Origin of the sequence: Nonomuraea sp. NPDC049684 (assembly GCF_044465345.1) — a bacterium.
In the GTDB taxonomy this organism is placed as follows: domain Bacteria; phylum Actinomycetota; class Actinomycetes; order Streptosporangiales; family Streptosporangiaceae; genus Nonomuraea.
The window spans coordinates 357,682-378,438 of the sequence record NZ_JBITLO010000007.1 but is presented as its reverse complement, the minus strand read 5'-3'; the positions used below and the strand labels follow the sequence as shown (position 1 = coordinate 378,438).

The following is a 20,757-nucleotide window of genomic DNA, read 5'->3' as shown; positions in this document are numbered from 1 at the left end:
CGATCCCAGCTCGACCCCAGCCCCCACCCGACAAAGTGGAGCCATCGACGAGAGAGGCGTGAACATGAACATCGGGGACGAACTGCGCGGCGTGGTCCGGGGCACGGTGCTCGCAGCCGGCGACGAAGGGTTCGAGCAGGCCCGGCGGCCCTGGAACCTGGCGATCGACCAGCCCGTGCGGGCCGTGGTCGAGGCCGCCGACGCCGAGGACGTGGCCGCGCTCGTCCGGCACGCCCACCTGGCAGGACTGACCATCACCACCCAGCCGAGCGGCCACGGAGCCACCGGCGACACCGCCGAGACGATCCTGCTGCGCACCAACCGCCTCGACCACCTGCACGTGGACCCCGCCGAACGCGTCGCCCGCGCGGGGGCCGGCGTGAAGTGGGGCCGCGTCCAGGAGGCCGCGAGCCCGCACGGGCTGACCGGGCTCGCGGGCAGCAGCCCGGCGGTGACCGTCACCGGCTACACCCTGGGCGGCGGCCTGAGCTGGTTCGGCCGCCGGCACGGCTGGGCGGCGGGCGGCGTGCGCGCCTTCGACATCGTGGACGCCACCGGCACGCGCGCCCGGATCACCGCCGACGACGACCCCGACCTGTTCTGGGCCCTGCGCGGCGGCGGCGGCGACTTCGCCATCGTCACCGCGCTCGAATTCGACCTGCATCCGGCCCCTGACCTCTACGGCGGCCGCATGTTGTGGCCCGCCGCGATGGCCCCCGCCGTCCTGGAGGCCTACCGCGAGATCACCGCCACCGCACCCGACGAGCTGACCCTCTGGTACGACCTCCTGCAGTTCCCCGGCGCCGCCCCGCTGGTGGCCGTGGACGCCACCCACCTCGGCGCGGGCGGCGACGCCGAGGCGCTGATGCGGCCGCTGGAGAAGATCGCGGGGCGGCTGTCCGACTCCCGCGCCGTGCTGCCGGTCGCCGGGCTGGGCGCCATCACCGCCGAGCCCACCGACCCCGGCCCCGGCAGGTCCCGCGCCGAGCTCCTGACCGGGCTGACCGACGAGGTGGCCGCCGTGCTGCTGGAGCAGCCCATCGACCCGCTCCTCAGCGTCCAGGTCCGGCACCTGGGCGGCGCGCTGGCCCGGCCGTCCGGCATCCCGGCCGGACACCTGGCCGAGCCGTACGCGCTGTACCTGTTCGGCATCCCCGGGCAGGACGGGGGCGCCGCCGTCCGCGAGCGCATGGACCGGCTGACGGGGGCGCTGGTGCCGTGCACGTCGGGGCGCAAACCGTTCACCTTCCTCGCGCCGGGCGAGCGCGCCGCCGCCGCCTTCGCCCCCGACGACCTGGCCCGCCTCCGGGACGTCAAGCGCTCCCGCGACCCCCGCGGCACCTTCCGCAGCAACTTCCCCGTCCTGGCCTGACGACCACCGGGGAGCCGCGGCGAGCAGAGCGCGCCGCCGGGCCGCGGGCACGGCCTCACCGCGGCCCGGACTCCTCGGGCACGATCTCACCGCAGCCCGGACTCCTCGGGCACGGCCTCACCGCGGCCCGGACTTCTCGGGCCGCTCGGGGCGGCGTCCCCATGCCGAGATCAGCGGCGCGAGGGTGAGGTCGAGCTCGCCGGCCTCGACGGCGGCCAGGTGCGCGTCGATCTCGGCGTCGTCGGCCAGCCCGGCGGCGAGCAGCTCGGCGCGTACCATGCGCACCGTCGCGGCCTCCAGCCGGTCGCAGGCCACCCCGCCGACCGGGAAGCACCCGGCCGCCGCGACGTCGGCCAGGCCGGCCGCGCGCAACGCCCTCGGCAGCGTACGGCCGTAGCGCAGGTCGGCGCCGCGACGGGTCATCAACTCCCGGACGGCGCGCCGCAGCCGGTTGGCTCGCCGCTGTGCCGGGCCGGCCTCGTCGAGGCAGGCCAGCGGCTGCAGCTCGGTGTCGGCGTCCTCGATGAGCAACCGGCCGCCGGGACGCAGCGCCGCCACCATCGTCGCCAGCGCCCGGTCCCGGTCGGGCACGTGGACGAGCACCAGCCGGGCGTGCACCAGGTCGAACGTGCCCGGCTGCGGCGGCGGGTCCTTGACGACGTCGTGCCGGAGCACCTCGTACCCGGCGTGCGGGTCCAGCCAGGTGGGGTTGATGTCCGTGGCCAGCACGTAGCCGGTCGGCCCGACGGCCGTGGCGAGCGCCTCGGGGATGCTCGGGCCGCCCGCGCCGACTTCCCAGCACCGCCAGCCCGGCTTCACGCCGAGCCGGTCGAAGTGGCCCCGGGTGACGCCGTCGAACAGCTCGGCCAGCCAGGTGAACCGCTCGCCCGCCTCTACCCGGGCGTTGTCCAGCAAGTAGCGGTGATCCGGGGCAGATCCATCCGGCTCTGGCCCGTGGTCGGCGAAGGGCTGCGATGAACTCATGCCTACATCTTCACGATCTTCCACGTGCCGTGTCAGCACGACATGGGATGAGATCGGACGACCTTCCGGGACTGGTGAGGACCGCGCCGGATCTGCCCGGGATCGTCGTCCTGCCGCAACCGGCGAGAGCCGCCCGCCCACGGAGGGGCCGGCCGTCCCCGGGGGCTGACGTCGTTCAGACGCCGAGCGAGGCCAGGGCCCGGCGGGTGACGTCGGCCGGGGCCGCGGCGATGACGTCGTCGAGCGCGTCCATGGAGGTCTGAAGGTCGCTGATGGCCTGGGCGATGCGGTCGCGCTCCTGGTGGAGGTCGGCGAGCAGGTCCGGACAGGTGGGGACGAGACGGTCGCCGGCGTCCCGCAGGCACGGCAGAACCGTCATGATCGTCGAGGTGTTCAGGCCGGCGGCCAGCAGGCTGCGGATGCGGCGGACGACGGCCACGTCCTCCTCGACGTACTCCCGGTAGCCGCTGGGGCGCCGCTGCGGGTTGAGCAGACCCTGCTCTCCGTAGTAGCGCAGCAGGTGCACGGCCACGCCGGTCCGCCGGGACAGCTCACCGATGCGCACGACGACCTCCTGACGGCGGGCCGGTCACCGCCCCGCCAGACTTGACTCTCATATCGATGTGAGACTTTAGCGTCTACGGCGTGAAGATGAACAAGGGTTTCGCGACGCTCGCGGCATTGTGCGCAAGCGTCTTCGTCGTGGGCACCTCGGAGTACCTGATCGCCGGGTTGCTGCCGCAGGTCGGAGCTGATCTCGATGTCTCCGTGGGCACCGCCGGACAGGCCGTGACCGCGTACGCGCTCGGTGTGGTGGCCGGAGGGCCGCTCATGGCCCTGCTGACCTCGCGGCTGCCGCGCAAGGGGCTCGCCCTAGGGCTGATGCTGCTGTTCGCGGCGGGCAGCGCGATCAGCGCGGCGGCGCCGTCGTTCGGCCTGCTCCTGGCGGGCCGCGTGGTGTCCTCGCTCAGCCACGCCGCCTTCCTGGCGCTGGCGCTGGTGACGGCGACCCGGGTGGTCCCGGCCGAGCGGACGGGCTCGGCCATCGCCACCGTGGCCTCGGGCATCACGGTGGCCACGCTCCTCGGGGTGCCCCTGGGCGCGCTGCTCGGAGAGAGCGCCGGTTGGCGGGCCCCGTTCGCCGTGCTGACCGTTCTGTCCCTGGTGGGCACCATGCTGCTGGCCGCCGTCCTGCCCCGGCAGGAGGCGCCGTCCACGCGGCTGCGTGACGAGATCCGCGTGGTGACGCGCCGGCCCGTCATGCTCGCCATCGCCACCACCGCGGTGGGCTTCTCCGGGGTCGCCACGGTGTTCACCTACATCGCGCCGCTGCTGATCCGCGTCTCCGGCTTCTCCGCCGCGGCGGTCTCCGGTCTGCTGCTCGCCTACGGCGCGGGCAGCTTCATCGGCAACCTCACTGCCGGCAGGCTGACCGACAGGTCGATGAGCGCCACCGTACGGGGGGTCTTCGGCGGGCTGGCGGGGACGCTCCTGCTGGTCCCGTTCGCCGTGGTGTGGCAGCCGACCGCCGTGATCGCGGTCCTGGTGCTCGGCCTGCTCGCCACCGCGACCATCGCCCCGCTGCAGGGGCTGATCCTGCACCACGCGGGCGCCGCCCCGAACCTGGCGGTCTCCGCCAACGTCGGCGCCTTCAACCTCGGGGCCGCAGCCGGCTCGGTCATCGGCGGCACGATCGTCGCCGCCGGCGCCCTGCGGTGGACCGGCCTGGCCGGCGCGCTACTGAGCCTGATCGGACTGGCCCTCACCTACCTCGTCCTGCCCCGGACACGCAGGCTGCCGAAGAACACCGAACACCAAACCCCGCTGGCCGCCTGACTCCCACCTCGCAGGTGCAGGCACCGGGAGGCCGGGGGTCAGGCATCGGCGCGTCGCGGGGCTGCGCGGGGAGGAGCTGGCGCCGCTGGCGAGGCGGCCGCGCGGCCCCAGTCGCGGGGTCGTGTCCCGGGTCGTCGGGTCGTGAGTCTCTGTCGTCATGCGGCCAGGCTGGGGCAGGCCGCGAAGATCAACCAGAGCCCTGCTGCAGGTACATCTGCCAGATGCAGGACCAGCGCTCGAACAATGCGCTAAGGACGGGACAGAATCACCGAGCTGGAGAGCTGAGTGAGCAGCTCCAGTTGATCGAAATAAAGCCGCAGACTCGTAATGAGTCCGTCTTCAACCGTGCAGACATAACAGCACCGCAAACGAATGGGGCGACCCGTCGCGGTGAGCACCTGACCGTCGGGCATGGCGTACGGCCCTCGGTGGGTTCCCACCATGAGAAGCTCGTCGACGGTCGTGGCCTCGCCTTCCGAGGACTCCGTGATCACCGCCCGGACGTCGGGAAACGCCCTCCAGAACTCCTCCAGGTAGGAGGCCAGCTCGCTGTGCCCCTGGGACACGCCCTCGGGGCTGATGGACACTCCGGACGGGCTGACGGTGTGAAGCAGCGCCTTCATATCGTGTGCGTTGAACGCGTCCGTATAGCGGTCGCGCATTTCGCGGGCAACATTCATGGCACCGGTTCCTCCCACTCGCTCGATGCCCGGCACGGCTGCCGATATGCGGTTCACCTACCAACGCACGCTAAATCCCTGCACTCGGCCGGGTAGAATTCCGGGCGCTTCGTCAAGGCGCGCGGTCGCGTGAGCGCCTGGGGCGGCGCGTGCCCGACCGGTGACGGCGGGCCATCGTTCGCATATTGACGTGAACGTGAGGAAAGGATACGTTCCGGTAGATTTCACGGTTGTCCAAGGGAAATCCGGTGAGATGCCGGTGCGGACGCGCCACTGTATCCGGGACGTAGATCCCGGGAGCCAGGTCGCTTGGCAGCCGTGACCTCGTGATATGGGACGCGTGACCCCTGAGGAGGCTTGACATGACCGGGCTGTCCACCCCGTCGACGATTCCCTTTCCGCGCCTGCGCCCTTGGCTGCTGCTGGCCGTGCCCGTGCTGCTGCTGGTCGCCTACCTGGTTCTGATGGACAACGGCGCCATCTCCCAGACCGGCACCTTCCTGCACGAGCTGATGCACGACGGGCGCCACCTGCTCGGCGTGCCCTGCCACTGAGCGCCGGGCATGGTACGCACCTTCCTGGCCAGAGGTCTGCTCATCGGACTCCTGGCCGGACTGATCGCGGGCGCCTTCGCCTTCGCCTTCGGTGAATCTCGCGTGGACCACGCGATCGCCCTGGAGGAGGCCGCCGCCCAGTCCGAGGCGCCCGGCCAAGAAGCCGGGACGGCCGGGCACAGTCACGGCGAAGCGGCCGAGCACAGTCACGGCGAGGACGCCGTGGTCGGCAGGCCCGTGCAGAAGGCGGGGCTGTTCCTGGCCACCGGGCTCTACGGGCTGGCCGTGGGCGGGGTGTTCGCCCTGGTGTTCGCCGGGCTGCGCGGCCGGGTCGGCCCGCGTTCGGACGGGCTGCTGGCGGTGGCCGCGGCCGGTACGGCGTTCGCCGCGATCATCCTCGTGCCTTTCGTGAAATATCCGGCCAACCCGCCTGCGGTGGGCGACCCGGACACCATCAACAGCCGCACGCTGCTCTACGTGGTGATGATCCTCGTCGGGCTGGCGGCGACGGCGATCGCGGTGGCGACGGCCCGCCTCGTCGACGGCGGCCCGTGGGCTCGCTGGACGGCGGCGGCGGTCGCCTTCCTCGTGCCCGTCGTCGCCGCGTGGTGGTTGCTGCCGGCGGTCGACGAGGTGCCCGACGGGTTCCCCGCCACGCTGCTGTGGGAGTTCCGGGTCGTCTCGCTCGGCACGCAGCTCGTCTTCTGGGCGGTGTTCGGCGGGCTGTTCGGCTGGGCGAGCGACCGGGCGGAGCGGCGCGCGGCGGCTCGTCCGCTGGTCGCGGCGCCGAGCTGAGCAAGGTGCTGTTCGTCCGGCATGCCACGACACCGGGGATGCGGGCCGGGTGCTTCCCCGCCGACGAGGACGCCGACGCGGCGAGCCTGACCAGGGCCGCCGCGTCGGGGCCCGTCGAGGCGCCGGCGGCATGGGCCGCTCCCGGCAGGGCCGCCCGGCAGACGGCCGCCGCCATGGGGCTGGCGGCACGCGTGGTGCCCGCCCTGGCGGAGGCGGACTGCGGCCGGTGGCGGGGCCTGCCGTACGGGCGGGTCGCGCTGGAGGAGCCGGACGCGCTGGCGAGCTGGCTGGCCGACCCGCACGCCGCCCCGCACGGCGGCGAGTCACTGAGCGCGCTCGCCGCCAGGGTGGCGGGCTGGCTCGATGCGGCACGGGACGAGCCGCGGGCCGTCGTGGTCTGCGACGCGGGCGTCATCCGGGCGGCGCTCGGCCACGTCCTGGGGCTGGATCCGCTGCGCGCGGCCCGTTTCGACCTGGCTCCTCTGTCCACCACCGAGCTGACCGTCGCGCGGGACGGCTGGCGGGTGGTCCACGTCAACCGGAAGGCTGAGTCTTGATCGTCACCTATCCGTTCAGCGCCGTCGTCGGGCTCGGCGACCTGAAGCTGGCGCTGGTGCTGAACGCGGTGTCGCCCCGGGTGGGCGGGGTGCTCGTACGCGGGGAGAAGGGAACGGCGAAGTCCACGATCGTGCGGGCGCTGGCGGCCCAGTTGCCCACGGTGGCCGTGGTGCCGGGCTGCCGGTTCGCCTGCGACCCCGTCGTCCCCGACCCCGGGTGTCCGGACGGGCCGCACGAGCCCGGCGCCGAGCGGGTGGAACGGCCGGCCGCGCTGGTGGAGCTGCCGGTCGGCGCGTCGGAGGACCGGCTGGCCGGCTCGCTCGACGTCGAGCGGGCGCTGACGGAGGGGGTGAAGGCGTTCGAGCCGGGGCTGCTGGCGGCCGCCCACCGCGGCGTCCTGTACGTGGACGAGGTGAACCTCCTGCACGACCACCTCGTGGACCTGCTGCTCGACGCGGCCGCGCTGGGCACGTGCTACGTCGAGCGCGAGTCGGTGTCGGTGCGCCATGCCGCCCGCTTCCTGCTGGTGGGCACCATGAACCCGGAGGAGGGCGAGCTGCGTCCGCAGCTCCTGGACAGGTTCGGGCTGACGGTCGAGGTCAGGGCGTCCCGCGACCCGGGGGAGCGCGCGGAGGTGGTGCGGCGGCGGCTGGCCTTCGAGGCGGACGCGGCGGCGTTCGCGCATCGATGGGCCGGGGAGGAATCGGCGTTGTCGGCCCGCATCGCCGCCGCGCGGTCCCGGGTTCCGGGCGTGCGGCTGCCGGACGCCCGGCTGCGGCAGATCGCGACGGTCTGCGCCGCCTTCGAGGTGGACGGCCTGCGCGCCGACCTGGTGACGGCGAACGCGGCCATCGCCCACGCCGCCTGGCAGGGCCGCGACACGGTGACGACCGAGGACGTGCGGGCCGCGGCCCGGCTGTCCCTGCCGCACCGCAGGCGGCGGGATCCGTTCGACGCTCCGGGGCTGGACGAGGCGCTCCTCGACGAGCTGCTGGAACGCACGTCGGCCGACGACGACCCGGACGACTCCGGTCCCGGCGGCGACGGCGGACCCGCCGGGACGCCGCCACCGGGCGACGGCGCCGGACCGGAAGCACGCAACCAGCCGACCGGCGCCGAGTCACCCCCGGATGACACGACCGCGCCCGCTGACGCGCGATCGGCGGCCGGAGAATCCGGTGAGGCGGCACTGCCAGGGGCGGAGGCGCCTGGGGAATCCGGTCCGGAGGCGGCAGGGGCGGAGGCGGCCGGGGGATCCGGTCCGGAGGCGGCCGCGCCGCAGGCGGCCTCGCAGGTGGCGGGCGTGGCAGCGCCGTACCGGGTGCCGCTGCTGGAGGTGCCGGGGGTCGGCGAGGGAGCGGTGGGCCGGCGGTCGCGGTCCCGGACCCGGCGCGGCCGCAGCGCCGGCGCGCGCCGCCCGCACGGTCCCGTCCGCGACCTCCACGTGCCGGCGACGCTGCTGGCAGCGGCGCCCCACCAGCGGGAACGCGGCCACCAGGGCCCCGGCCTGACGCTGCGCGGCGACGACCTGCGCGAGGTGGTGCGCGAGGGCAGGGAGGGCAACCTCGTGCTCTTCGTGGTGGACGCGAGCGGCTCGATGGCGGCGCGCAAGCGGATGACCGCGGTCAAGACGGCCGTGCTCAGCCTGCTCCTGGACGCCTACCAGCGGCGGGACAAGATAGGACTGATCACTTTCCGGGGCGCCGGCGCGGAGGTGGCGCTGCCGCCCACGTCGTCGGTGGAGGCGGGCGCGGCCCGGCTGCGCTCCCTGCCCACCGGAGGGCGCACGCCGCTGGCGGCGGGGCTGGTGCGCGCGGCGGAGGTGCTGCGGGTGGAACGGCTGCGCGACCCAGCCAGGCGTCCGCTGCTGGTGCTGGTCACCGACGGACGGGCCACGGCCGGCCGCGACATGGGCAGGCCCGCCGGTGGCATGGGCACGACCGGCGGTGATGTGGACAGGGCCGCCGCGCTGCTGGCCGGCACCGCGGCGGTGGTCGTGGACTGCGAGAGCGGGCCGGTCAGGCTCGGCCTGGCCGTCCGGCTGGCGTCCCGGCTGGGCGCGCGGCTCGTGCCTCTCGACTCTCTGGCCGAGCTCGGCTCGGTCGTCCGTGACCACAGGAAGGCGGTCTGACCATGCCTCAGGGAAAGCCGGCTGTCGTGCCCGACGACGGCCTGACCACGCGCCAGCGGCGGACGCGTCCGCTGCTGATGGTGCACACCGGGCCGGGCAAGGGCAAGTCCACGGCCGCCTTCGGGATGGCGTTGCGGGCCTGGAACCAGGGCTGGCCGGTCGGGGTGTTCCAGTTCGTGAAGTCGGCCAAGTGGCGCATCGGCGAGGAACGGGCGCTCAAGGTGCTCGGCGAGACGGGCGAGGGCGGCCCGGTGGCCTGGCACAAGATGGGCGAGGGCTGGTCGTGGATCCAGCGGCCCGGCGCCGAGGAGGACCACGCGGCCGACGCCCGTGAGGGCTGGGAGCAGATCAAGCGCGACCTGGCGGCGCAGACGTACCGGTTCTACGTGCTGGACGAGTTCACCTACCCGCTGAAGTGGGGGTGGCTGGACCTGGACGACGTCCTGAAGGCACTGACGGACCGGCCGGGCAGCCAGCACGTCGTGATCACCGGCAGGGACGCGCCCGAACGGCTGATCGAGGTCGCCGACCTGGTGACGGAGATGGGCAAGGTCCGCCACCCCATGGATGCCGGCCAGAAAGGACAGAAGGGCATCGAGTGGTAGTTCCCCGGCTGGTGATCGCCGCGCCGTCGTCGGGCAGCGGCAAGACGACGGTGGCCACCGGGCTCATGGCGGCGTTGCGGGCGCGCGGGCTGCGGGTCTCGCCGCACAAGGTGGGGCCCGACTACATCGACCCGGGCTATCACGCGCTGGCCGCCGGGCGTCCCGGACGCAACCTGGATCCGTGGCTCGTCGGGGAGGAGCTCGTCGCCCCGCTGTTCCTGCACGGCGCGGCCGGGTGCGACGTGGCGGTGGTCGAGGGCGTGATGGGCCTGTTCGACGGCAGGGGTGACACCGGCTTCGCCTCGACCGCGCACGTCGCGACGCTGCTGGACGCGCCGGTGGTGCTGGTCGTGGACGCGGCCCGGCAGAGCAGGTCGGTGGCGGCGGTGGTGCACGGGTTCGCCACCTTCGACCCGGACGTGCGGGTGGGCGGGGTGGTGCTCAACCGGGTGGGCTCCGACCGGCACGAGGAGCTGTGCCGGTCGGCGCTGGCGGCGGCGGGCGTGCCGGTGCTGGGGGCGATCCGCCGCGACGACGCCGTGGCCACGCCCTCCCGGCACCTGGGGCTGGTGCCGGCCGCCGAGCGCCGGGCCGAGGCGGTCGCCGCCGTGGACCGGCTGGCCGCCTTGGTGGCGCGTTCGTGCGACCTGGACGCGCTGCTGCGGCTGGCGCGCTCCGCTCCCCCGCTGGGCGGCCCCACCTGGACACCGCCGCCGCCCCCGATGACGCCGCCGACCCCCGGCGCGTCGGGCGGCCGGCCGGTGGTGGCCGTGGCCGGTGGGGCGGCGTTCACCTTCGGGTACGCCGAGCAGGTCGAGCTGCTGCGCGCGGCGGGGGCGGAGGTGGCGGTCTTCGACCCGCTGCGCGACACGCGGCTGCCGGACGGGACCGGCGCGATCGTGATCGGCGGCGGCTTCCCTGAGGTGTACGCCGCCGAGCTGGCCGCCAACGAGCCCCTGCGGCAACAGGTCGCCGCCTTCCCAGGCCCGATCGCCGCCGAGTGCGCGGGGCTGCTGTACCTGTGCGACGAGCTGGACGGCCAGCGCATGTGCGGGCGCGTCCCAGGGCGGGCGCGGATGACGTCCCGGCTGACGCTCGGCTACCGGGACGCCGTCGCGCTGCGCCGCTCGCCGCTCACCAGGACGGGCGAGCGGCTGCGCGGGCACGAGTTCCACCGGACGGCCGTCACCTACGCGGGCGAGCCGCTGTTCCGCTGGGACGGCGGCCACGACGGGTACGGCGATCCCGGCGTGACCGCGTCCTACCTGCATCTGCACTGGGCGGGCGCGCCGCGCCTGGCTCAGCGGCTGGTGTCGTCCTCCAGGTCGCCCTCGGTCTTGAGGTAGACCTCCTGGAGCCCGCGCAACACCTCCGGGTCCGGGTGCTGCCACATGCCGCGCTCGGCGGCCTCCAGCAGGCGTTCGGCGATGCCGTGCAGCGCCCAGGGGTTCGAGCGGGCCATGAACGCCTGGTTCTCGGGGTCGAGCACGTACGTCTGCGTGAGCCTGTCGTACATCCAGTCGGCCACCACGCCGGTGGTGGCGTCGTAGCCGAACAGGTAGTCGACGGTGGCGGCCAGCTCGAAGGCGCCCTTGTAGCCGTGGCGGCGCATGGCGGCCAGCCAGCGCGGGTTGACCACCCTGGCGCGGAAGATCCGTGAGGTCTCCTCCGACAGGGTCCGGGTGCGCACGGCGTCGGGACGGGTGCTGTCGCCGACGTAGGCGGCCGGGGCCCTGCCGGTGAGCGCCCGCACGGTGGCGATCATGCCGCCGTGGTACTGGAAGTAGTCGTCGGAGTCGGCGATGTCGTGCTCGCGGGTGTCGACGTTCTTGGCGGCGACGGCGATGCGGCGGTAGGCGTCCTCCATCTGGGGGCGGGCGGCGACGCCGTCGAGGTCGCGGCCGTAGGCGTAGCCGCCCCACACGGCGTACACCTCGGCCAGGTCGGCGTCGTCGCGCCAGTTGCGGCTGTCGATGAGCGGCAGCAGCCCGGCCCCGTACGCGCCGGGCGCGGAGCCGAAGACGCGCATCGTGGCCAGCCGCTCGTCGCCGCCCGTCGCGGCCACGTGGGCGCGGACGTAGTTCTCCTCGGCCGGCTCGTCCAGCGAGGCGACCAGCCGTACGGCGTCGTCGAGCATGCCGACCACGTGCGGGAAGGCGTCGCGGAAGAAGCCGCTGATGCGGACCGTCACGTCGATGCGCGGGCGGCCCAGCTCGGCGGGCGGGATCGGCTCCAGGCGGACGACGCGCCGCGACGCCTCGTCCCATTCGGGGCGGACGCCGAGCAGGGCCAGCACCTCGGCGACGTCGTCGCCCGCCGTGCGCATGGCGCTGGTCCCCCACACCGACAGCCCGACCGAGCGCGGCCACTCGCCGGTGTCGGCGCGATAGCGCTCCAGCAGCGACTCCGCCATCGCCTGGCCGGTCTCCCAGGCCAGGCGGCTGGGCACCGCCCGGGGGTCGACGGAGTAGAAGTTGCGGCCGGTCGGCAGCACGTTGACCAGGCCGCGCAGCGGGGAGCCGCTGGGGCCGGCGGGCACGTAGCCGCCGTCCAGGGCGTGCAGGACGTGGTCCAGCTCGTCGGTGGTGCGGGCCAGGCGCGGCACCATCTCGGTGGCGGCGAAGGCCAGCACCCGCGCCACGAGCTCCACCCGTTCCTCGTCCGCGCGGGTGACGGCGGGCGTCCCGTCCAGCACCGCGCGGGCGACGGCGGGGGCTGCCTCCGGGGCCCAGGCGTGCTCCTCCATGGCCTCGACCAGGGCGCGGGCGGTCGTCTCCGCGCGGTCCACCTCGCCCAGCCCCGCCGTGCCGTCCTCGGCCAGGCCGAGCGCCTCACGCAGGCCGGGCAGCGTCTCCCGGCCGGCCCACATCTGCCGGGCCCGCAACATGGCCAGCACCAGGTCCACCCGCACCTGGCCGGTGGGCGCCTGGCCGAGGACGTGCAGGCCGTCGCGGATCTGCGCGTCCTTCACCTCGCACAGCCAGCCGTCCACGTGCAGGATGAGGTCGTCGAACTCGCTGTCGTGCGGCCGGTCGGCCAGCCCGAGGTCGTGGTCGAGCCGGGCGGCCTGGATCAGCGTCCAGATCTGCGCCCTGATCGCGGGCAGCTTGGCGGGGTCCATGGCGGCGATCGTGGCGTGCTCGTCCAGGAGCTGCTCCAGCCGGGCGATGTCGCCGTAGGTGTCGGCGCGGGCCATCGGCGGCACCAGATGGTCCACCAGCACGGCGTGCGCGCGCCGCTTGGCCTGTGTGCCCTCCCCCGGGTCGTTGACGAGGAAGGGGTAGACCAGCGGCAGGTCGCCGATGGCGGCGTCGGTGCCGCAGGCGGCCGACATCCCCGCCGACTTGCCGGGCAGCCACTCCAGGTTGCCGTGCTTGCCGACGTGCACCATCGCGTGCGCGCCGAACTCGGCCGACAGCCAGCGGTAGGCGGCCAGGTAGTGGTGGCTGGGCGGCAGGTCGGGGTCGTGGTAGATGGCGATCGGGTTCTCCCCGAAGCCGCGCGGCGGCTGCACCATGACCACCAGGTTCCCGGCCCGCAGCGCGGCCAGCACGATGTCGGGCCCGTCGTCGCCCTCGTGCACGAACAGCTCGCCCGGCGGCGGCCCCCAGTGGCGTTCCATGTCCTCCCGCAGTCGCGCGGGCAGCGTCCGGTACCACCGCTCGTAGGAGGCGGCGGAGATGCGGACCGGGTTGCCCGCCAGGTGCTCCTCGGTCAGCCAGTCCTGGTCCTGGCCGCCGGCGGCGATCAGCGCGTGGACGAGCGCGTCGCCGTCCTGGTCGGCCACGCCGGGGAAGCCGTCGCCCAGGTCGTAACCGGCCTCGGCGAGCCGGGCCAGCAGCCGTACGGTGCTCGCCGGGGTGTCCAGCCCGACCGCGTTGCCGACGCGGGAGTGCTTGGTCGGGTACGCCGACAACATCACCACCAGCCGCCGTCCGGCGGGCGGGGTGTGCCGCAGCAGGCCGTGGCGCACCGCGATGCCCGCCACCCGGGCGGCCCGCTCGGGGTCGGCGACGTAGACGGTCAGCCCGTCGGGGTCGATCTCCTTGAACGAGAACGGCACCGTGATGATCCGGCCGTCGAACTCCGGGATCGCCACCTGGGAGGCGGCGTCCAGCGGCGACAGGCCGTCGTCGTTCTCCTCCCAGGCCTGCCGGGTGGTGGTCAGGCAGAGTCCCTGCAGGATCGGCACGTCGAGCTCGGCCAGGGCGCCGACGTCCCAGGCCTCGTCGTCGCCGCCCGCCCCCGCGGTGGCCGGACGGGAGCCGCCCGCCGCCAGCACCGTGACGACCAGGGCGTCCGCCGCGCGCAGCGTGTCCAGCAGCTCCGGCTCGGCCGCGCGCAGCGACGAGCAGAAGACCGGCAGCGCCTGCCCGCCCGCGTCCTCGACGGCGTCGCACAACGCCTCGACGAACGCGGTGTTGCCCGCCACGTGGTGGGCCCGGTAGTAGAGCACCCCCACCACGGGACCGGCGGTGTTCCTGGCGGGACGGTCCAGCCGTCCCCAGGCGGGCGCTGCGGCGGGCGGCTCGAACCCGTGCCCGGTCAGCAGGACGGTGTCGGACAGGAACGCGTGCAGCTCGGCCAGGTTGGCCGGGCCGCCATGGGCCAGGTAGGCGTGCGCCTCGGCGCACACCCCGCCGCTGACCGTGGACAGCTCCATCAGCTCGGCGTCGGGGGCCTGCTCCCCGCCCAGCACCACCACCGGGCGCGGCCCGGCCAGCAGCGCGTCGAGCCCGTCCGGCCAGGCCCGCCGCCCGCCCAGCAGGCGCACCACGACCAGGTCGGTCCCCTCTGTCAGGCCGGGGACGTCCTCGGCGGTCAGCCGGGCGGGATTGCCCAGGCGGTAGCCCGCCCCGCAGGCGCGGGCGCTCAGCAGGTCGGTGTCGGAGGTGGAGAGCAGCAGAACGGTACGGCTGTCGCCAGGCACGGCGCATTCCTCCCTCGGGGTCCTCGCCCCGGTCGCGGGTGACACGACGGCAGGAGTCTCCTGGCTCCCGGATCGACGCTCACCCGGCCTTCCCGCCCGTCGCCGGACAGTGGCCTCGTGGTGGGGTTCGCTCCCCGGTCACAGTGGCGGGACCGCGCCGGTTTCGCACCGGCTTCCTCCCATTGCCATCGCCTACGCCGAAGCTTACGACAGGAGCGACCCGTCCCAGAAGTGGCGTTACGATCCCTTCGTGCCCGTAGGTGAATCTTCCGGACGTACGCGTCCCGATGCCTGTCCGGGGGCGCTCCAGGTGCACGAGGCCGCGGACGGCCCGCTCGCCCGTGTGCGCCTGCCCGGCGGCGCGGTGTCGGCCGCGCAGCTCCGCGTGCTCGCCGGGTGCGCGGCCGAGCTGGGAACGGGCGTGATCGAGCTGACGTCGCGGGCGAACGTCCAGGTGCGGGGGCTGCGCGCGCCCGAGGTCTTCGCCGGGCGGATCGCGGCGGCCGGGCTGCTGCCGTCGCCCGCGCACGAGCGGGTGCGCAACATCCTCGCCTCGCCGCTGAGCGGGCGCGGTCCTGACGGGCTGCTGGACGTGCTGGCGATGGCGGACGCCCTGGACCGGGCCCTGTGCGCGCGGCCCCGGCTGGCCGCGCTGCCGGGACGCTTCCTGTTCGCCCTGGACGACGGCACCCGGGACGTCGCCGGGCTCGGCGCGGACGTCACCTACCTGGCGACCGGACGGCTGCTGCTGGCCGGCGCCGACACCGGGCTGACCGTCGCCCCCGACGCGGCCGTCCCGCTCATGATCGACGCCGCCGAGGCGTTCCTGGACGAGCTGTCCCCCGGCGGCCCGCGCGCCTGGCGCATCCGCGACCTGCCGGACGGCCCCGCCGGAATCGCCGCCCGCCTGCGCCACGCCCGACCCGGCCGGCCGGACGCCCCGGAAACCCGGGAGGCCCCGGACACCCCGGCCGCCTCCGCGCGGCGCCCGTCCGCGGGCAGGATCGCCCAGCGGGACGGCCGGGTGGCGATCGAGGCGCTCGTGCCGCTCGGCCGTCTGACGTCCGCCCAGGCCGCAGCCCTCGCCGGCCTCGGGCGGCCGGTGCGCCTGACGCCCTGGCGGACCGTCGTCCTGCCGGACCTCTCCCCCGGCGAGGCGGACCGGGCCGAGCGGGCGCTGGCCGCCGCCGGGCTCGCCACCGACCCGGACTCCCCCTGGGCCGGGGTCACCGCCTGCACCGGCCGTCCCGGCTGCGCGAAGGCGCTCGCCGACGTGCGGGCGGACGCCCTGCGATGGGTGCGGGGCCTCGGCCGCGCGCCCGCCACGCCCGTCCACTGGGCCGGTTGCGAGCGGCGCTGCGGCCTGCCACGCGGCCCGGTCCGCCAGCTGATCGCAACCATCAACGGATACGAGGAACGCCAGGAGTGAGCGACTACATCCGCGACGGCGCCGAGATCTACCGGCGCTCGTTCGCGACCATCCGCGCCGAGACCGACCTCACGGGCCTGCCGCCCGAGGTCGCCCAGGTGGCGGTGCGCATGATCCACGCGTGCGGCATGACCGACCTCGTCACCGACCTGGCCTGGTCGCCGCAGGTGGTCGCGCGGGCCAGGGAGGCGCTGCGCGGCGGCGCGCCGGTGTTGTGCGACGCCATGATGGTCGCCTCCGGCGTGACCCGGCGCAGGCTGCCCGCGGGCAACGAGGTGCTGTGCACGCTGGGCGATCCGCGCGTGCCCGAGCTGGCCGAACGCCTCGGCACCACCCGCAGCGCCGCGGCCCTGGAGCTGTGGCGCGACCGCCTGGCGGGCGCGGTGGTGGCGATCGGCAACGCGCCGACCGCCCTGTTCCGGCTGCTGGAGCTGGTGGCCGCAGGCGCGGGACGCCCAGCGGCGGTGCTCGGCATCCCGGTCGGCTTCATCGGCGCGGCCGAGTCCAAGCAGGCGCTGGCCGGCAGCGACCTGGAGTACCTGGTGGTGCACGGCCGTCGCGGCGGCAGTGCGATGACGGCCGCCGCGATCAACGCCATCGCGAACGAGACGGAGTGACGACCATGTCAGGACGCCTGTACGGAGTCGGCCTCGGCCCCGGCGACCCCGAGCTGGTCACGGTCAGGACGGCCCGGCTGATCGGCGAGGCCGACGTGATCGCCTACCACGCCGCCCGGCACGGCCGGAGCATCGCCCGGTCGATCGCGCTGCCGTACATGCGCGAAGGCCAGATCGAGGAGCTGCTGCTCTACCCGCTGACCACGGAGACCACCGACCACCCCGGCGGCTACCAGGGAGCGCTCGACGACTTCTACGCCGACTGCGCCGAACGCCTGGCCGCCCACCTGGACGCGGGCCGCACCGTGGTCGTGCTGGCCGAGGGCGACCCGCTGTTCTACGGCTCCTACATGCACATGCACAAGCGGCTCGCCCACCGCTACCCGACCGAGGTGGTGCCCGGCGTGACCTCGGTCAGCGCCGCCGCCGCCGTGCTGGGACGGCCGCTGGTCGAGCGGGACGAGGTGCTGACCGTGCTGCCCGGCACGCTGCCCGCGCACGTGCTGGCCGAGCGGCTGCGCGACACCGACTCGGCCGCCGTCCTCAAGCTGGGCCGTACGTTCGGGAAGGTGCGCGACGCGCTGGCCGAGGCGGGCCGCCTCGACGACGCCTGGTACGTCGAGCGGGCCACCATGGGCGCCGAGAGGGTCGCCCCGCTCAAGGACGTGGACCCGGACGGCGTCCCGTACTTCTCGCTGGCCCTGCTCGCCAGCCCGGCCGAGCGCACCTTCGTCCCCGAGCGCCCGGCGGACGAGGTGCGGGGCGAGGTGGCCGTCGTCGGCCTGGGCCCGGCCGGGCGGCCGTGGCTGACGCCGGAGGCGCAGGAGGCGCTGGCCGCGGCCACCGACCTCGTCGGCTACGGCCCGTACGTGGACCGGGTGGCGCCGAACCCGCGCCAGCGCCGCCACCGCACCGACAACCGGGTGGAGGCCGAACGCGCCAGGCACGCCCTTGAGCTGGCCCGGGACGGGGCCCGCGTGGCGGTCGTGTCGTCCGGCGACCCGGGCGTGTTCGCCATGGCCAGCGCCGTGCTCGAAGCCGCCGCCGACTTCCCGGACGTGCCGGTACGGGTCGTGCCGGGACTGACCGCCGCCCAGGCGGTCGCCGCCAGGGCGGGCGCGCCGCTCGGTCACGACTACTGCGTGCTGTCGCTGTCCGACCTGCTCAAGCCGTGGGAGGTGGTGGCCGACCGGCTGTCCGCCGCCGCGCGGGCGGACCTGGTGCTGGCGATCTACAACCCGGCCTCGCGCAGCCGTACGTGGCAGGTCGCCGCCGCCCGGGACCTGCTGCTGGAGCACCGCGCGCCGGACACCCCCGTGGTGATCGGCCGCGACGTCGGCGGCCCGCGGGAGAGCGTCACGGTCACCACGCTCGGCGAGCTGGACCCCGGCCAGGTGGACATGCGCTGCCTGCTGATCATCGGCTCGTCCACGACCCGGGCCACCGAGGGCGGCGTCGTCTACACCCCGCGCCGCTATCCCTGAACCCAGGCTGCCGCCGCCGCCACGCTGTCCGTCGCCCGGACGCCCGCCGGCAGCGGCGGCCGGTCCACCATGATCACCGGCAGGCCGAGCTCACGCGCCGCGCCGAGCTTGGCCGTGGTCATGCCGCCGCCGCTGTCCTTGGTCACCAGCACGTCCAGGCGGTGCTCCCGGATCAGCGCGCGCTCGCCCTCGACGGTGTACGGCCCCCGGTCGAGCAGGACGTGCGTGTTCGCCGGCACGGGCCCCTCCGGCGGGTCCACCGACCTGGCCAGCAGCCACACGCCGGGCAGCGGCGCGAACACCGGCAGGCTCCGGCGTCCGGTCGTCAGGAAGACCCGGGTCTCACGGCCGGCCGCGAACCGGGCCGTGGTCAGCAGCCCGGCCGCCGCCTGGAGTGAGCCGACCCGCAGCCAGGCGTCGCCCGGCCCCTCCCGCCACCCCGGACGCCGCAGCACCAGCAGCGGCACCCCGGTCGCCGACGAGGCCGCGACCCCCGAGGCGGTCATCCGCTCCGCGAACGGATGCGTGGCGTCGACCAGCACGTCGATGCGCTCCTTCAGCAGCCACGCGGCCAGGCCCGACGGCCCGCCGAACCCGCCTTCCCGCACCTCGCCCACCGGCAGCCGCGGGTTGTTCACCCGTCCCGCCAGCGAGGACACCACGTGCAGCCCGGGATCGGCGGCCAGCTCGGCGGCCAGGGCCCGCGCCTCGGCGGTGCCGCCGAGGATCAGGACCCGTCGCATGCCCGCTCCCTGGCGGCGCTGTAGAGGTGGCTGTCGGGGAACTGCGTCGCCGACAACACCCGGCCCACGACGATCACGGCCGTCCGCCGGATCCCGGCGTCGCGGACCTGTCCGGCGATGTCGGCCAGCGTCCCGCGCAGGATCACCTCGTCGGCCCGGCTCGCCCGCGCGACCACGGCCACCGGGCAGTCCGGGCCGTAGGAGGGCAGCAGCTCGGCCACCACCGCGTCGATCCGCTGCACGGCCAGGTGCAGCACCATCGTGGCCCGGCTCGCGCCGAGCGTCCCGAGGTCCTCGCCGTCCGGCATGGGGGTGGCGCGGGCGGAGGTGCGCGTCAGGATGACCGTCTGGCCGACGCCGGGCACGGTCAGCTCCCGGCCCAGCGCGGCGGCCGCCGCCGCGAATGCCGGAACCCCCGGCACCACCTCGTACGGCACGCCCAGGGCGTCCAGCCGGCGCATCTGCTCGGCCACGGCGCTGAACACCGACGGGTCGCCCGAGTGCAGCCGCGTCACGTCGAGCCCGTCGCGGTGGGCGGCGGCCAGCTCGGCGACGATCTCGTCGAGCGTGAGGTCCGCCGTGTCCACCAGCCTGGCGCCCGGCGGGCAGGCGTCGAGCAGCTCGCGCGGCACCAGCGACCCGGCATAGAGGCAGACGGGCGACGCCTCCAGCCGCCGCAGGCCGCGCAGCGTGATCAGGTCGGCGGCGCCGGGCCCGGCCCCGACGAAGTACACGGTCACGGCCGGCCCTCCTGCGTCATCGACCACACGGTCACGGTTCGTCCTTCCTGGTGATCGACCACACGGTCACGGTTCGTCCGTCCTCGTGATCGACCACACGGTCACCGGCATCGCCGCCCGCCAGCCGGTGAACCCGCCGACCGGCGAGGCCCGCTGGACGCTCAGGCGCACCAGGTCGCCGCCGAGCCTGCCGTACCAGTGGGCGAGGACGGCCTCGGACTCCAGGGTCACGGCGTTCACCACCAGCCGGCCGCCGGGGCGCAGCGCCGTCCAGCAGCGTTCCAGCAGGCCGGGGGCGGTCGCGCCGCCGCCGACGAACACCGCGTCCGGCTCGGGCAGCCCGTCCAGCGCCCCGGGAGCCTTGCCCTCGACCACGCGCATCGACGGCACGCCGAGCCGCTCGGCGTTGCGCCGGACGGCGGCGGCCCGGTCGGCCCTGCTCTCGATCGCCACGGCCGCGCACGACGGGTGGCTGCGCATCCACTCGACGGCGATGCTGCCCGCCCCCGCGCCCACGTCCCACAGCAGCTCGCCGGGCATCGGGGCCAGCCGGGACAGGCTGACGGCGCGGACCTCCCGCTTGGTGAGCTGCCCGTCGTGCTCGTACGCGCCGTCGGGCAGCCCCGGCACCCTGGCCAGGGGCTCGGCGTCCCGGGCCAGGACGCATTCGACGGCGATCACGTGGAGCGCGGATGCCTGGCCCTCCCCCCAGCTCTCCGCCGTGCCCCGCCGCTCGGACTCCCCCGGGCCGCCCAGCTCCGACAGCACCGTCATCGGGCTCGGGCCGTACCCGTGTCGGACGAGCAGCCCGGCGACCAGCGGCGGAGAGTCCGGCCCCGCGCCAAGCACGACGACGCGGCGGCCCGGCTGGAGCGCGGCGGCCAGCGCCGCGGGCGGACGGCCCACCAGGCTGACGACGTCCACCCGCTCGGCCGGCCAGCCCAGCCGGGCGCAGGCCAGCGCCAACGACGACACGTGCGGCAGCACCAGGACGCGCTCCGCGCCCAGCAGCCGGACCAGCGTCGAGCCGATGCCGTAGAACATCGGATCGCCGCTGGCCAGCACGCACACCTCGCGGCCGGCGTACCGGTCCACGAGCGCGGGCAGGGCGGGCAGCAGCGGCGAGGGCCACCTCACGCGTTCGGCGGCCGTCGCGGGCACGAGGTCGAGCTGCCGCGCGCCGCCCATGAGCACGTCGGCGGCCTCCACGGCGCGGCGCGAGCCCGGGGTCAGCCCGTCCCAGCCGTCCGCGCCGATCCCGACGACCGTGATCACGCGTCGCGCCGGGTCAGCCGGCTC

At 75.1% G+C, this 20,757-nt stretch carries 18 protein-coding genes and 2 riboswitches; of the genes, 11 read left to right on the top strand and 7 right to left on the bottom strand.

What is annotated here, in order from left to right; translation table 11 throughout:
* Positions 1 to 64: 64 nt before the first annotated feature.
* Positions 65 to 1,372: an FAD-binding oxidoreductase gene (locus tag ACIBST_RS24345; RefSeq protein WP_397174774.1), complete on the top strand. Its 1,308-nt coding sequence runs from the start codon at positions 65 to 67 to the stop codon at positions 1,370 to 1,372.
* Positions 1,373 to 1,489: 117 nt separating this feature from the next.
* On the opposite strand, the gene ACIBST_RS24340 is transcribed toward ACIBST_RS24345, so the two are convergent.
* Positions 1,490 to 2,287, bottom strand: a complete 798-nt coding sequence (locus tag ACIBST_RS24340; RefSeq protein WP_397174773.1) for a class I SAM-dependent methyltransferase — start codon at positions 2,285 to 2,287, stop codon at positions 1,490 to 1,492.
* Positions 2,288 to 2,531: 244 nt separating this feature from the next.
* Entirely contained in the window at positions 2,532 to 2,921 is a 390-nt protein-coding gene (locus ACIBST_RS24335) for a MerR family transcriptional regulator (RefSeq protein WP_397174771.1), read from the bottom strand.
* Between the two features lie 86 nt (positions 2,922 to 3,007).
* Here ACIBST_RS24335 and ACIBST_RS24330 point away from each other — a divergent pair, with 86 nt between their 5' ends.
* Positions 3,008 to 4,192 carry an MFS transporter gene (locus ACIBST_RS24330; protein WP_397174877.1) on the top strand — a complete coding sequence of 395 codons (1,185 nt, stop codon included), beginning with the start codon at positions 3,008 to 3,010 and terminating at the stop codon, positions 4,190 to 4,192.
* Between the two features lie 248 nt (positions 4,193 to 4,440).
* On the opposite strand, the gene ACIBST_RS24325 is transcribed toward ACIBST_RS24330, so the two are convergent.
* A complete protein-coding gene (locus tag ACIBST_RS24325; protein ID WP_397174770.1) occupies positions 4,441 to 4,929 on the bottom strand; it encodes an ester cyclase in 489 nt (162 codons plus the stop codon).
* A gap of 141 nt (positions 4,930 to 5,070) precedes the next feature.
* Positions 5,071 to 5,200, top strand: a riboswitch (cobalamin riboswitch).
* Positions 5,201 to 5,234: 34 nt separating this feature from the next.
* Here ACIBST_RS24325 and ACIBST_RS24320 point away from each other — a divergent pair.
* From ACIBST_RS24320 to ACIBST_RS24295, 6 genes are read left to right on the top strand one after another with little or no spacing between them, the layout of a single operon-like run.
* Positions 5,235 to 5,426, top strand: coding sequence for a CbtB domain-containing protein (locus ACIBST_RS24320; protein ID WP_352320001.1), 192 nt, complete (start codon positions 5,235 to 5,237; stop codon positions 5,424 to 5,426).
* Between the two features lie 9 nt (positions 5,427 to 5,435).
* On the top strand, positions 5,436 to 6,221 hold the full coding sequence (locus ACIBST_RS24315) for a CbtA family protein (RefSeq protein WP_397174769.1): 786 nt from the start codon (positions 5,436 to 5,438) through the stop codon (positions 6,219 to 6,221).
* A gap of 5 nt (positions 6,222 to 6,226) precedes the next feature.
* Positions 6,227 to 6,778, top strand: coding sequence for a histidine phosphatase family protein (locus tag ACIBST_RS24310; protein ID WP_397174767.1), 552 nt, complete (start codon positions 6,227 to 6,229; stop codon positions 6,776 to 6,778).
* Positions 6,775 to 8,910 (top strand): VWA domain-containing protein, encoded by a 2,136-nt coding sequence (locus ACIBST_RS24305; RefSeq protein ID WP_397174766.1) that lies wholly within the window; start codon positions 6,775 to 6,777, stop codon positions 8,908 to 8,910. Before ACIBST_RS24310 ends, ACIBST_RS24305 begins: the two co-directional genes overlap by 4 nt.
* Positions 8,911 to 8,912: 2 nt before the next feature.
* A complete protein-coding gene (gene cobO / locus ACIBST_RS24300) occupies positions 8,913 to 9,515 on the top strand; it encodes a cob(I)yrinic acid a,c-diamide adenosyltransferase (protein WP_397174765.1) in 603 nt (200 codons plus the stop codon).
* An 8-nt stretch (positions 9,516 to 9,523) separates the two neighbouring features.
* Positions 9,524 to 10,861, top strand: coding sequence for a cobyrinate a,c-diamide synthase (locus ACIBST_RS24295; protein ID WP_397174875.1), 1,338 nt, complete (start codon positions 9,524 to 9,526; stop codon positions 10,859 to 10,861).
* On the opposite strand, the gene cobN is transcribed toward ACIBST_RS24295, so the two are convergent.
* Positions 10,816 to 14,445 (bottom strand): cobaltochelatase subunit CobN, encoded by a 3,630-nt coding sequence (gene cobN, locus ACIBST_RS24290; RefSeq protein WP_397174763.1) that lies wholly within the window; start codon positions 14,443 to 14,445, stop codon positions 10,816 to 10,818. The two genes, ACIBST_RS24295 and cobN, sit on opposite strands and share 46 nt — an antisense overlap.
* A gap of 34 nt (positions 14,446 to 14,479) precedes the next feature.
* A riboswitch (cobalamin riboswitch) is annotated at positions 14,480 to 14,656 on the bottom strand.
* Positions 14,657 to 14,695: 39 nt separating this feature from the next.
* Between cobN and cobG the strand changes: the two genes are divergently transcribed.
* From cobG to ACIBST_RS24275, 3 genes are read left to right on the top strand one after another with little or no spacing between them, the layout of a single operon-like run.
* Positions 14,696 to 15,874 (top strand): precorrin-3B synthase, encoded by a 1,179-nt coding sequence (cobG, locus tag ACIBST_RS24285; protein ID WP_397174761.1) that lies wholly within the window; start codon positions 14,696 to 14,698, stop codon positions 15,872 to 15,874.
* Positions 15,871 to 16,491: a precorrin-8X methylmutase gene (locus ACIBST_RS24280; RefSeq protein ID WP_397174760.1), complete on the top strand. Its 621-nt coding sequence runs from the start codon at positions 15,871 to 15,873 to the stop codon at positions 16,489 to 16,491. The genes cobG and ACIBST_RS24280 overlap by 4 nt, the downstream gene beginning before the upstream one ends.
* Positions 16,492 to 16,496: 5 nt before the next feature.
* A complete protein-coding gene (locus ACIBST_RS24275; protein WP_397174758.1) occupies positions 16,497 to 17,975 on the top strand; it encodes a precorrin-2 C(20)-methyltransferase in 1,479 nt (492 codons plus the stop codon).
* On the opposite strand, the gene ACIBST_RS24270 is transcribed toward ACIBST_RS24275, so the two are convergent.
* From ACIBST_RS24270 to cbiE, 3 genes are all read right to left on the bottom strand, one after another.
* Complete coding sequence (locus ACIBST_RS24270; RefSeq protein WP_397174756.1) at positions 17,966 to 18,718, bottom strand: cobalt-precorrin-6A reductase; 753 nt, start codon at positions 18,716 to 18,718, stop codon at positions 17,966 to 17,968. The two genes, ACIBST_RS24275 and ACIBST_RS24270, sit on opposite strands and share 10 nt — an antisense overlap.
* Positions 18,703 to 19,458, bottom strand: coding sequence for a precorrin-4 C(11)-methyltransferase (gene cobM, locus ACIBST_RS24265; RefSeq protein WP_397174755.1), 756 nt, complete (start codon positions 19,456 to 19,458; stop codon positions 18,703 to 18,705). Before cobM ends, ACIBST_RS24270 begins: the two co-directional genes overlap by 16 nt.
* A 66-nt stretch (positions 19,459 to 19,524) precedes the next feature.
* Positions 19,525 to 20,733, bottom strand: coding sequence for a precorrin-6y C5,15-methyltransferase (decarboxylating) subunit CbiE (cbiE, locus tag ACIBST_RS24260; protein ID WP_397174754.1), 1,209 nt, complete (start codon positions 20,731 to 20,733; stop codon positions 19,525 to 19,527).
* Positions 20,734 to 20,757 lie beyond the last annotated feature (24 nt).